Genomic DNA, 12,517 nt, shown 5'->3' on the forward strand with positions numbered 1-12,517 from the left:
TCAACACCTCGCGCATGACCTGTCTTGCTCGGTACAGTGGCCAGCTGCGTATGGGCCAATGATCATATGGGACCCAACATCTATGCCTTCTCGAGCGCCTGCAGCTCGCAGATCGCCTCGGTGGCCGAGACCGGCTATGACCTGACGACGCTGAAGGCACCCAAGGGCCAGTTCATCGCGCCGGCCGGCAGCGGCGTGGTGTCGCCCTTCACCACGCTGAAGGTGGTCAGCGGCCTGTCCGACACCGAGTTCCAGGCGGTGCTGAGCGGTCTGGGCCTGGCTGGCGTCGACGTGACCTCCTTCAACCCCTTCAGCGCTTCCACCGACAGCGCCCGTGCGACCACCGCCGCCGCGGTGGCCAAGGTGCTGGCCGACATCGCCGAACTCAGCGCCGAGGCCGGCGGCAGCCCGGCGGCAGCCTTCCGCGGTGCGGTCGCGGCCATCGCCACCCAGGCGCGCAGCAGCAGCACGCCGGTCTTCGCCAGCGAGACCTCGCTGCGTGCGATGGTCAATGCCGCGGTCAGCGCCGGCCTGGAGGCCGGCAACAAGGACAGCAGCGGCAATGCGGTCTGGAGCGCCAGCCAGCTAGCCGCTGCGGTCGATCTCTCCACCCAGGGGCTGACGGTGCTGGCGCAGAAGACCCGCGAGGCCGCCTCGCTGTCGGCGGCCAAGGATCTGCTGTCGAGCTCCGCGGTGCTGACCCTGGTCGGCTCGGTCGATCTGAGCGACAGCAGCGCGGTGGCCGCGGCCAGGACCCAGCTCTCCAACGTGACCGAGCTGGCCAAGCCGCAGTACGTCTACCTGAGCGACGACAGCATCGAGATCGTTCCGCTACAGGGTGCGGAGGTCACCGTGACCATGACCCAGTTCGAGGGTTCGGCCGGTCTGACGCTGAGCGGCCAGACCCTGGCCTCGCTCGAGCAGGTCTGGCTGCCGCTGACCGCCACCAGCCTGGCCCTGCCGAAGGGCGGCGCCGACCTGGTGCTGGGCATCGAGATCGAGAACACCGCCACCGGCGGCATCCTGCAGGCCCGGCTCGCCGGCGTGACGCTGTCGCGCGACAGCGAGGGCACGGTCAAGGCCATGATCGATGATGCGGCCCGGCTGCATCTCTACCTGAAGACCGGCACCGGCATCGAGATCGGCACCGGCACCAAGGCGATCACCGACATCAGCGCGAAGATCCTGTGCAGCTGCGACAGCGGCGTCGGCATCGACCTGCAGAAGATCGCCGACGGCCTGCGCAAGAACTTCCCCGACAACACCTCGCTGATCGACAAGACGCTGGCCGAGACCGGCACCTTCCGGGTGCGCATGGTCGCCACCGGCGCCGACATGCGCCGCGCCGACGGTACCCGCCTGGGCCTGTCGCGCATCGCGGTGCGCACGCCGGGCAGCACCGCGACCGCGGCCGAGGTCGGCGGCGTCGCGATCCAGGGTCGGGTGACCTTCTGAGTCCAGCCATGAGCACAAGGGCTGGCGCCGGCTGGCTGCTGGCCCTGGTGGCCGCACCGGCCGGGGCGGTGGCGCTCGACACGCTGCCGCTGATCGACGAGCCGCCTGCCACCGGCCTGCGCTGGCAGGTCGAGGCAGGACATGACATCGCCCGACCGCTCGGCCGGGCGATCGGCAGCGAGCGCAAGGCGGCCGCCATCGAGCGGCTGTCGCTGTCCGCACGCTGGCCGGCCTGGCAGGCCGGGCTGACGCTGCGCGACATGACGCTGCATGATGGCGAGGACCTGCACCGGCTGCAGGGCTGGGACACCTCGCTGCGCTGGCATCTGCCGACCGATGCATCCGGTCTGACCCGCTGGGCGCTCCAGGCCGGTGCCTGGGGGCATCAGGCCGACCGGCTGTCGCAGGCCACCCGCGGCAGCCTGAAGGTCAGCGGCCTGAACGCGCAGCTGACCCGCTTCGATGTCGAGCGCCCGCGCGATCGCCAGTGGCAGCTCGATCTGCTGGGCCAGCGCACGCTGCCCTGGCCCGGGCTGGTGCTGACGGCCGCGGCCGGGCTCGGTCGCAGCGAGGTGTCCAATGCCGCGCTGGGCGGAACGGCACGCGTCGGCGGCTGCAGCCACGATCTGGAATTCGGCGCCACGCAGCTGATCGCCCGACCCGGCGAGGACTGCACGCAGGCCTTCATCATCAGCGTGCCGAACCGGCTGCTGAAGTTCGATGCCCAGCGCGAGACCCGCTACCGGGCGCGCTTCATGCACCTGGGCGCGGCGCTGCACTGGCGCCAGGGCCGCTGGCAACTGTCCGGCGGTGCCGACCTGCAGCACTGGAGCCGCCCCGGTCTCGACGACCTGTCGAGCGTGCGCGCGCCGGTCACCCGGGTGCTCACGCTGGCGACGCGGCTCGCGCATGACCTCGGCCCGGACACGCGGCTGTCGGTGCAGCTGCGCCATGCCGACCACCGCCTGGTCGGCGAGGTGCCGATGCTCTACAACGCCCGCACCGCCAGCCGCTTCGCCACCCGCCAGACCCAGGTGGAGCTGGCGCTGGCGCACCGCTTCTAGCGCAGGCCTTTCAGCCACGCTCCCAGGTACTTCCGGTCCCGGAACGCGACCAGATCATCCTCCAGCGTCTGGATCTTGCCGCGCAGCATCCTGATGTCCTGGCTGAGCATCTGGTCGATCAGCAGGGGGGTGATGATCTCTGGATCAAGTGGCAGCTCTTCGCCTGCCACCATGGCGAACCGGAACACATGTGCCATCACTTCGGCACGCAGTTCTTCGCACTGCTCGGTCAGCACCTTGTTGTAGTGGGCGATGCGCTGCGCCGGCAGCGTGGCCAGATCGGCCGCGTCAATCTGCTCGATTTCGATCTGCAGGGTCAGCAGGGTCAGCAGGTCTTGGGCTTCGTAGGCCTGGTTGACACGCTGCATCAGCGCTGTCTTGCGCTCGCGTTCCTGAGGGTCGGCTTCGCGATCGGGGTGCAGTGCACTGACCAGCTTGCGATAGACCTCGCGCACCGACAGACCGACTTCGCGCTCGGCCTGCTCGCGCCGGGCCTGCGCAGCGGTGGAGAGCGGCTTTTTGCGGGCCTGTGCCTCGATCTGAGCGTCTTCCTGTTTGAATAACTGCTCGGCGACCTGGCACATCATCTCGGGCAGCGAGAGTCCTTGCAGATCTTCCGCGCGGACACCCAGGCCGAGGCCCTTGAGCATCTCCTGAACGCTGGCCTGCTCCTGCGCGTTGATCTGGTCGTACGCCAGTTCGCTGTAACGGTCATGCAGCGCCTTGAGGGGCGCGTCGGACGCCTCATCCGAGCTTGTTTCGTCGAGCACCGAGGCCGCCAGCGAGACCAGCAGTCTGCTCAGCTTGGCACGCTGCTGACGGCCGAGAGGCCGACCCGCTGGCGGATGCAGCAGCAGATCCTCGATCAGGAAGGCCATCTCGCGGCGACGCTGGCGGTAGTGCTGCTGGAGTGGCGTCATTTCCTCGGCAAGACGCCGCTGGCACGGACCCACAAAAGCCTCCCACTGCGCCAGCAGATCCCGCCACCGCCCGACTTCACGGAAGAGCCGGTCGAAGCGAAGCTGAGCACGGCTGCGCGCATCGGCCGGTCTTGGAGCGCGACGAGGGGGGATCAGAGAACGGCTCATGCGAATGATGGATTGGTCCCTCCGACAGGAATCGAACCTGTATCTGGCGCTTAGGAGGCGCCCGTTCTATCCATTGAACTACGGAGAGCTGAACTGAACCGAAGCCTGCAATTGTAGCGCAGCCCTTCGGATCACGATCCGCGGCCAGCGGGCATTCATCGCGCCGGGGCCTTGTCCTTGGCGGGCTCTGCAGACTGGCCGATCGGCGGCAGCAGCGAGCCCGAGCCCCACTGCCAGGTCCAGATCAGGTCGAGCGCGTTCTCGGCGCCTGACTGGGCGCGCAGCGTGAAGCGCCGGGCCGCGCGGTAGATCAGCTGCCAGGTGCCGCTGGCGGCGTTGAGGCTGCGCTCGTAGCCGACATACCAGCGCTGGCTGATCTGCTTGCCCAGCGTGACCACCGTCTCGCGGCTGTCGCCTTCGCCGTCCTGGCGCACCGAGAACTGGTCCAGACCGATGCGCTCGACCAGCGAGGGCGCGTCGCTCTCGCCGGCGATGAGTGCGGTGGCGGCGCGCTGCAGCAGCGCCATGTCGGTGCGGCCCAGGCCATCGGAGGCGCGGCCCAGGATCAGCCAGGACAGCCGGTCGGTGTCGCTCATCGCGGGCTCGCTGATCAGCCGGATGCGGGGCAGCTGCGCGGTACCGGTCACGCTGATGCCGACCCGCACATCCTCCAGGTCCGGCCGGATCGCCTCGATGTCCAGCCGCGGGTTGTCCGGCAGGCCGGTGAAGCTGATGACCGAGCGCTCGACGCGCAGCTTCTGGCCGTAGGCGGCGTAGGTGCCGTCGACCGCGCGGATGCTGCCGTTGACCGCCAGCCGGTTGGCCGGGCTGCTCAGGCGCAGCTCGCCGGTCAGCCGGGTGCTCAGGCCGCGGCCGACCAGCTGGAAGCGCTCGCCCAGATCGACGCGCAGGTCCAGCGCGGTGCTGCGCTGGCTGCCGCGGGCGGCGGTCTCGCGCTGGCGGTTCGCGCCGCGCCCCCGGTCGACATCGACATCGTCGCCCAGGCTGGGCGCATCGGACTGGCTGAAGTCGAAGCGGCCCTCGTCGACCTTCAGCGCGCCTTGCAGTCGGGTCTCGGCCGCATCGACGCGCAGGTCGGCACGGCCGCTGAGGCTGGCGCGGCGGTCGATGCGCTGCAGCGCGGCGAAGCGGTCGGCCGTCATGCGCAGCGTCAGCACCGGCCGGGCATCGAGCGTGGCCTGGCCGCTCAGCTCGAGCGAGCCGGTGCCGCCGCGCATCGTGAAGCGCTCGATGCGCGCGGTGTCGCCGTCGAGGCTGGCGCGCAGCGTGGCATCGCGCCAGTCGATGCCCTCCAGCACATTGCGCACCGCGATGCGGTCGCCCTGCAGATCGCCGGCGTAGCGGGGCTGACCGAACTGGCCCGCCAGCCGCGCCTGGCCACCGACCCGGCCGCTCAGGCGCCAGCCGGCCGGCAGCCAGCCGCCCCAGTGCTCGAGCTGCGCGACCTCCAGCGCCAGGCGGCCTTCCAGCGGCGCCTCGGCCGGCGGCCACATCCGGTCGGGCGAGGTGCGCACCGTCTGGCGGCCTTCGATGTGGCCGAGCTGGCTGCCGTCGATGCGCTGGCTGAACTGCCACAGACCGCCGTCGGCCTGCATCTGCAGCGCGATCTCGCCCAGGCCGAGCCGGCGCGGCCCGGTGCCGAGTTCGGCATCCTCCAGGCTGAGGTCGCCGCTGGCACGGCGCAGCAGCGCCGACATCGTGGTGCGCCCGTCGCGGGACTGCAGGTCGAGCCGGCCGTCGAGCGTGAGGTCGCCGCTCCAGCCCAGGTCGGGCTGGAGCTTCTGCAGCACCGGCGCCAGCGCCAGCGGCTCGAGCCGGGCCTGCAGCGCGAGCCGCGGCGCGGCGGCGGTGCCGGGCACGGCCGACTGCCACTCCAGCTGGTCCAGCGCCAGCCGGGCGTCGAGCGTCTCCAGGCGTGCGGCCCCGGCGCGGGCCGACAGGCGCCCATCGGGCTGGCGCTGCAGCGCCAGCGGCAGCTCGGCCAGCCGCAGCAGCGGCTGAAGGGCAGGGGGGCTGGCGCTGCTGCTGCCGTTGCTGCTGCTGTTGTTGTTGACGCTGCCGTTCCGGGGCGCCAGGGCGGCGGGCAGCGCGCCCAGCAGCGCCACATCGCGCAGGCGGCCCTGCCAGTCCAGCGGCGCCTCGGGTGCGGGCGGCCAGCTGCGGCCACCTGCCGACAGGCGCCCCTCCAGCACCGCCCGTGCCTGCAGCCGACGCGGCGGGCTGGCCGTGCTGGCCGCGCCGTCCGGTGCCGGCGCCGGGCTGGCGGTCATCTCGCTGTCGAGTTCCAGCCGGTGCTCGGCCGGGTTGCCGCGGCCGCGCAGCGTCAGCCGCTCGAGCTGCAGACCGGGGCGCGCGAGGCCGGCCAGATCCAGATCCAGCTCGATCGGGTCGGTGGCGCTGCGCAGGCCGGCATCGACCCGCAGACCGAGCTGGCGCAGGTCCAGGCCATCGGGCAGCTGCAGCTGGCGGCCGTCCAGGCGGGCCTGCAGCCGCAGCTGCGGCCAGCGGCCCTGCAGCGTGCCGCTGCCGTCGATCTCGCCGGCCAGCCGGGCCTCGCTGCCGGCCAGCCGCAGCCAGGGCTGCAGGGCCTGCAGCGCGCCGCTGCGCAGCGTGAGCTGCCAGCGGTCCTCGCCGCCGGCACGGCGAGGCGTGCCGGTGGCGGGAAAGAGCTGGCCGCGCAGGCTCAGGTCGGTGGCGCCGGCCTGTCCGGCCGGGCCGGGGGCTGCGCCGACGCGCGCATCCAGCTCGGCCTGCAGCATGCGGTCGGCAGCGGCGCCTTGGGGCGGTCCCTTGATCTGCAGCAGGCCGGAGAGCGGCACCCCGGCCAGCAGGCTGGGCGCGATCTCGAGCCGGGCCTGGCCGTCCAGTGCGGCCAGCCAGGCGCCGGGGTCGCCCCCGGGCGGCGGCGTGGCCGGCAGGCCGAGCGCCAGATCCATCCGGCCGTCCAGACGATGCGGGCCGCGCTGCCAGGCGCCTTGCGCCTCGCCCGGCCACCAGAGCGAGGGATCGAAGCGCTCCAGCGTCGCCCGGCTCTGCAGCTGCCAGCGCCGGCCGGCATCGACCCGCTCGGCTCGGCCCTCGGCCTGCAGCCGGGCGCCGTCGCTGCCGATGCGCAGCTTCTCGAGGTCGATGCGCTCGGGCGTGCCGCGCATCTGCATCTGCAGCTGCAGATCGGGCAGGTCCTGGCGTTCATGGCGGCCGCGCAGATCGGTCTGCAGGGTCGCGCGCGGCGGCTGATCGGCATGGTCGGCGGGCGGCTGGCTCCAGCTCAGGGTCAGCGGGCCGCTCAGCCGCATCGCCGGTGCCCGCGGATCGAGCCGGGCCGGCTGCAGCTCCTGCAGCGTGGCGCTCAGCGCCAGCTCGAGCCGGTTGCCGCTGTCCGGGCCGGAGCGGCTCCAGCGGCCCTTGCCGAGCACTGTGCCGGCCGGGCCGCTGCCATCGTGCAGCACCAGTCGCAGCGTCTCGAGCGTGCCGATGTCGGGATGCGCCGGATCGCCGGTCGCGCCGATGCGCAGCGACTCCAGCGGCAGGCGCTGCCGGTCGAGCCGCCCGGGCTGCCGGTTGGTCAGGTCGATCTGCAATTGCAGCGGCGCGGCTGCACGGCCGCTGGCGCTGGCGCCGCCGGCGCTGCCGGTGCCGCCCGGCTCGAGCCGGGCCTCGATGCTGCCGCTCAGCGCGGTCTGCGGCAGCCGGCTCGACAGCGGCGCCAGATCGACCTCCTGCAGCCGGGCCTGCAGCCGGGAGAGCGGCTGCGGCAGCTCCGGCCGCAGCTGGGCCTCGGCCTCGAGCGCCTGGCCGCGTGCGAGCAGCTTCACCTTGGCCTCCAGCCGGGCCAGCGGACCGCTCAGGCCCAGATCGAGCTGCCAGTCGGTCGGCAGCGTGGCGTTGCCGCTGCTGCCGCCGCTGCCGCTGCCGCCGGGGCCCGCCTCGGCTCGGGCGCTGAACTGCGCCTGCACCGGCAGCGGCGCGGCCGCGCCGATCTCGAGCCGGCCGCGCAGCTGCAGCTGATCGCGGCGCAGCCGGATCGCGTCGAGCCGGTGCAGGCCGGCGGGTCCGGCGGGCAGCGCCAGCCGGGCCGACAGATCCTGCAGCGGCTGCTCCCGCAGGCCGTCCAGCATCAGCCGGCCGATGCGGATCTCGTCGATGTGCAGCGACAGCGGCAGCACCAGCGAGCGCGGCAGCATCGTCGGCGCGCTGTCGGCGGAGCGGCCCTGCAGGTCGATCGTCCCGATCTGCAGCCGCGCCAGTCGCAGCGCCGGCGCCTGGCCGCTCGGCCAGTCGAGCACTGGCGTGCGCCAGGACAGGCCGTCGATGTGCAGCGTCTGGCTCGGGCCGAGCGGGTAGCTCAGCGAGCGGATGTCCAGGTCGCCGGCCAGCGGACCGCGCAGCCCTTCGACCTGCAGCCCCGGCACCAGCGACAGCAGCCGGCGGCTGCCCGCCTCGGTCTTGATCGCCGACAGCAGCAGCGCGCCGGCGGCCAGCGCCAGCAGCAGCAAGGCCAGCAGCACGACCAGCGCGCGCCCGAGCACCGGGCGCGCCGGCGCCGGGTGGGCGGACGGTGCAGAAGCGGCGGCAGCGGCTGGGCTGTCGCTGTTCGCCTGGGCGGTCGGATCAGGCATCAGGCATCCATCAATCAGTCAGGCGGTCAGTCAAGCGGTCAGTAGGTGATGCCCAGGCTGAAGTGCAGTCGCAGCCGGCGGGCCTGCTGGCCATAGGCCAGGTCCAGCCGCAGCGCGCCGACGGGGCTGCGCCAGCGCAGGCCCACGCCATAGCCGAGCAGCGGGTTGAAGCCTTTCCAGGAGGCCTCGGCATTGCCGGCATCCACGAAGACCGCGCCCTGGAAGGCCGGATCGCCCCGGCGCAGCGGGTGACCGGCCTCGACGCTGGCCACCGCCAGCACCCGGCCGCCGACCGCAGCGCCATCGGCGTCGACCGGGCCGAGGTCCTGGCTGCCGTAGCCGCGCACGCTGTCGTCGCCGCCGGCGCGGAACAGCAGCGTGTAGGGCACCGCCACCGCATCGCGGGCGAACACTTGGCCGAGCTGGACCCGGGCGCTGGCGTACCAGGGCCCGAGCCGCTCGTAGCGGGTCAGCCGGCCGGTGGCGCGTGCAAACACGCCGGTCTCGCGCGGGGTGGCGCGGTAGGACTGGCCCGCGCCGGTCAGCAGCGACAGGCTGGTGCCGCGGGTCGGCAGCAGCGCGTTGTCGAGATCGCGCCAGATCCACTGGTAGTTCAGGCTCAGCGCGGTGGTGTCGTCATTGACCGAGCCGTCGTCGATCACCCGGGTGCGCACCCGCTGCCATTCCAGGTAATAGAGCCGCTCGAGCCGCTCGTCGTCCTTGCTGCGGCCGAGCCGTGCGCTCTGCGTGGTCACCGCCAGACCGCTGGCCTCGGCATGCTGGGCCAGTGCGGCGGCGACATTGCGATAGGGGCCGGGATGCGGATGCGAGGTCAGATCGAGCGCGGCCAGCCGGTCGGTGTGCGCCAGCTGCAGCCGGGTGCGTGCCTGCCAGCCCCAGCCGAACCAGCGCTGGTGCTGGTGCTCGAGCGTGATGCGCGGGCCGCTGGCATCGGACACGCCCAGGCCGAGCGTGGCCTGCTGCAGCGGCCGCTCGCGCAGCCGTACCGTGACCGGCATGGCCTCGGCCAGCGCCGGATCGGGCTCCATCTGCACCGCGACGGTGTCGAACAGCGAGGAGCGGCCGAGCCGCGCCTGGAATTCCTGCAGCGTCTGCTCGCGCAGCGGGTCGCCGGGCGCGAAGTTCTCGAGAGCGCGCACCGCATCGACCCGCACATGGTCGAGCCCCTCGTAGCGGATCTCGCCGAAGCGGTAGAGCGGGCCGCTGTCGGCGACCAGAAACAGCCGGGCCTGGGCCTGGGCGGCATCGACCTGCGCGACGGTGCCGCTCCAGGCCGCAGTCGCGTGGCCCTGGGCGCGCAGCAGCGCCAGCGTGGTGCCCTTGGCGCTGCTCCAGCCGTCCTGGGTGAAGGGCTGACCCGGGCCGAGCGCCCAGCTCTCGCGTGCCTGGCGCTGCAGTTCCTGCGCGCGGGCCTCTCCCGCGTCGGCGGCCAGCGACAGCGCGCCCTCGAACTCGATGCGCGCGCTCTCCACCCGGGTCTGCGGTCCGGGATCGACGATCAGGCGCAGCTGGATCTTCGGCAGCGCCGGGCCGCCCGGCACGACCGGGACCCGCTCGCCGTGGTCGGTGGCCTCGGTGCGCACCGTCGCGCCGAAGCGGCCTTCGGTCTCGAGCAGCGCGCGCGCCTGGGCCGGCGCGGCCTGGCGCAGGCGCATCAGCTCGGTGCGCGGTACCTGCGCGGTCTCCGGGCTGGCCAGATAGCGCGACAGGTCGAGATGGCGCTGCAGCAGCGCGCGCAGCGGCTCGGGCGCCTCGATCTCCAGCGCCCAGGTCACCTCCTCGGGCGTGGTCTGGGCCTGGACGGCGGTCGTGGCCAGCAGGGCCAGCGCAGCCAGCGCGGTCGGCCAGGTCAGCGGACGCACCCCGCGTCTCATCGGCCTCATTTCGACAGCAGCCGCATCGCCTGCTCGAGGCCGGCCACGGTCAGCGGGAACATGCGGTGGCCCATCAGCTGCTCGATCATTGCGATGCTCTGGCGGTAGGTCCAGACGCCCTGCGGCTCCGGATTGATCCAGGCCGACTTCGGGAAGGCGCGTGTCAGGCGCTGCAGCCAGTCGGCGCCGGCCTCCGGGTTGTGGAACTCGACGCTGCCGCCGACCTGGGTGATCTCGTAGGGGCTCATCGTGGCGTCGCCGACCACGATCAGCTTCCAGTCCTTGTTGTACTTGCGGATCAGGTCCCAGGTGGGCAGCTTCTCGGCGTGGCGGCGGCGGTTGTTCTTCCACACATGGTCGTAGACGCAGTTGTGGAAGTAGTAGAACTCGAGGTGCTTGAATTCGCTTTTCGCGGCACTGAAGAGTTCCTCGACCTTCGGGATGTGGTCGTCCATCGTGCCGCCGACGTCCATCAGCAGCAGCACCTTGACCTTGTTGTGGCGCTCGGGCACCAGGCGGATGTCGAGCAGGCCGGCGTTCGCCGCGGTCGAGTGGATGGTGTCGTCCAGGTCGAGCTCGGTCTCGGCGCCCTCGCGCGCGAAGCGGCGCAGCCGGCGCAGCGCGACCTTGATGTTGCGCGTGCCCAGCTCGACCGTGTCGTCGTAGTCGCGGTAGGCGCGCTGCTCCCAGACCTTGACCGCGCTGCGCTCGCGTCCGGGGCCGCCGATGCGGATGCCGCGCGGGTTGTGCCCGCCGTGGCCGAAGGGGCTGGTGCCGCCGGTGCCGATCCACTTCGAGCCGCCCTCGTGGCGTTCCTTCTGCTCCTCGAGGCGCTTCCTGAGCGTCTCCATCAGCTCGTCCCAGCCCAGCGCCTGCAGCCGGCTGCGCTCCTCGGCGGAGAGCTCGCGCTCGAGCATGCGGCGCAGCCAGTCCTCGGGCAGCTCGCGCGTGTTCTCGGTCAGCATCTCCACGCCCTTGAAGTAGGCGGAGAAGGCGCGGTCGAAGCGGTCGAAGTGCGCCTCGTCCTTGACCATGATCGTGCGGGCGAGAAAGTAGAAGTCGTCGAGGCCGGGCAGGCGACGGCCTTCGTCGTCGTCGAGCACGCCGAGCTTCAGCGCCTCGAGCAGCACCAGCAGCTCGCGCACCGACACCGGCAGCCGGGCGGCGCGCAGGGTCTGGAGGAAGTCGATCAGCATGTCCGATAGTCTAGCCAGAGCGGAGCGCAAGCGGCGATCTGGCCGGACTTGTCCCGGATGTTCCGGCGCTGTCCCGCTTCAGCGCGCCGGTGCCGAGGCCGAAATTCCCCGGATGAACCCTGGTGCGCTGTTTCTGCCATCGTCCTGTCCGCCGTCCCGGTGGCTGCCGCCTGCCCGGTCTGCGGCCCGGCCGGCGTGCGGCTTCGGCCTGATCGAGCTGCTGGTGACGATGGCGCTGGTGGCGCTGGTGGCTGCCTTCGTGCTGCCTTCGCTGGCGACGTTCGCGGCGCGCCAGCGCCTGGCGGCGGTGTCGGCGGAGTTCTCGGCCGCGCTGGCGCTGGCGCGCTCGGAGGCGGTGCGCACCGGCCTGCCGGTGCTGCTGCTGCCGCTGGCGGCCGCACCGGCGGCCGGCAACGAGTACGGCGGCGGCTGGCAGGTGGTGATCGATGCCGACGGCTCCGGCACCGCCGGGCCGGCCGAGACGGTGGTGCGACGCTTTGCCGCGCCGCCGGCGCCGCTGCGCTTCGGCGGCGATGCGCCGGTGAGCTTCGCGCCCAGCGGCTTTCTCGGCCGCAGCGTCACGCTGACGATGCGCCTGTGCCCCGGCAACGGCGCGACGCAGGGCAGCGCCTTTGCGATCCAGCCGACCGGCCTGGCCGATGTGAGCCGCATCGGAGACTGCCGGTGAGACGATCGCGCCCGCAGTCCGGCTTCGCGATGACCGAGGCGCTGGTCACGCTGGTGGTGCTGTCGCTGGCGGCGCTGGGCCATGCGGCGCTGCAGCTGCGCAGCCTGGGCGCGCAGTCCGGCGCCGCCTGGATGAGCCAGGCCACCGTGCTGGCTTCCGATGCGGCCGACCGGATGCGCGCCAATCCGGCCGGCGTCGCGGCCGGCCGCTATGACGCGCTGCTGGTGCCGGTGGCGCTCAGCCCGGCCTGCAGCCTGGCCGCGCCATGCAGCGACGCGCAGATCGCGCAGCGCGACTTCTTCCGCTGGCGTGCCGACCTGGCGGCGCTGATGCCCCAGGGCCAGGGCGTGATCTGCCGCGATGCCACGCCTGAGGACGGCAGCGCCGCCGACCCCGCCTGTGACGGCAGCGGCACGCGGCTGGTGGTCAAGATCTTCTGGCGCGAACGCGAGCGGACCTCGCGGCTGGTGATGGTGGTGCAGCCATGAGCC

At 72.5% G+C, this 12,517-nt stretch carries 8 protein-coding genes and 1 tRNA gene; 4 read left to right on the forward strand and 5 right to left on the reverse strand.

From position 1 onward, the window contains the following. The first annotated feature begins 66 nt into the window (after window positions 1–66). Both NFT33_RS09630 and NFT33_RS09635 read left to right on the forward strand, forming a co-directional pair. Window positions 67–1,455, forward strand: coding sequence for a hypothetical protein (locus tag NFT33_RS09630; protein WP_251674923.1), 1,389 nt, complete (start codon window positions 67–69; stop codon window positions 1,453–1,455). A gap of 8 nt (window positions 1,456–1,463) precedes the next feature. Then, window positions 1,464–2,519, forward strand: coding sequence for a hypothetical protein (locus NFT33_RS09635; protein ID WP_251674925.1), 1,056 nt, complete (start codon window positions 1,464–1,466; stop codon window positions 2,517–2,519). Here the strand turns inward: NFT33_RS09635 and NFT33_RS09640 are convergent. The 5 genes from NFT33_RS09640 to NFT33_RS09660 form a co-directional block, all read right to left on the reverse strand. Beyond that, window positions 2,516–3,607 (reverse strand): J domain-containing protein, encoded by a 1,092-nt coding sequence (locus NFT33_RS09640; RefSeq protein ID WP_251674928.1) that lies wholly within the window; start codon window positions 3,605–3,607, stop codon window positions 2,516–2,518. The two genes, NFT33_RS09635 and NFT33_RS09640, sit on opposite strands and share 4 nt — an antisense overlap. Before the next feature lie 13 nt (window positions 3,608–3,620). Further along, window positions 3,621–3,695, reverse strand: a tRNA-Arg gene (locus NFT33_RS09645). A 67-nt stretch (window positions 3,696–3,762) separates the two neighbouring features. Continuing rightward, the gene (locus NFT33_RS09650) at window positions 3,763–8,247 is read right to left on the reverse strand and encodes a translocation/assembly module TamB domain-containing protein (RefSeq protein ID WP_251674930.1); all 4,485 of its coding nucleotides are present in this window, start codon (window positions 8,245–8,247) and stop codon (window positions 3,763–3,765) included. Window positions 8,248–8,285: 38 nt separating this feature from the next. Next, window positions 8,286–10,142: an autotransporter assembly complex protein TamA gene (locus tag NFT33_RS09655; protein ID WP_251674933.1), complete on the reverse strand. Its 1,857-nt coding sequence runs from the start codon at window positions 10,140–10,142 to the stop codon at window positions 8,286–8,288. Between the two features lie 5 nt (window positions 10,143–10,147). Next, on the reverse strand, window positions 10,148–11,338 hold the full coding sequence (locus tag NFT33_RS09660; RefSeq protein WP_251674936.1) for a vWA domain-containing protein: 1,191 nt from the start codon (window positions 11,336–11,338) through the stop codon (window positions 10,148–10,150). Between the two features lie 112 nt (window positions 11,339–11,450). Here NFT33_RS09660 and NFT33_RS09665 point away from each other — a divergent pair, with 112 nt between their 5' ends. Both NFT33_RS09665 and pilV read left to right on the forward strand, forming a co-directional pair. Beyond that, the gene (locus tag NFT33_RS09665; RefSeq protein WP_220786183.1) at window positions 11,451–12,026 is read left to right on the forward strand and encodes a GspH/FimT family pseudopilin; all 576 of its coding nucleotides are present in this window, start codon (window positions 11,451–11,453) and stop codon (window positions 12,024–12,026) included. Further along, entirely contained in the window at window positions 12,023–12,514 is a 492-nt protein-coding gene (gene pilV, locus NFT33_RS09670; protein ID WP_220786184.1) for a type IV pilus modification protein PilV, read from the forward strand. Before NFT33_RS09665 ends, pilV begins: the two co-directional genes overlap by 4 nt. The last annotated feature ends 3 nt before the right edge of the window (window positions 12,515–12,517 follow it).

The sequence above is a fragment of the Sphaerotilus sp. FB-3 genome (assembly GCF_023706025.1).
Classification (GTDB): domain Bacteria; phylum Pseudomonadota; class Gammaproteobacteria; order Burkholderiales; family Burkholderiaceae_C; genus Sphaerotilus; species Sphaerotilus sulfidivorans.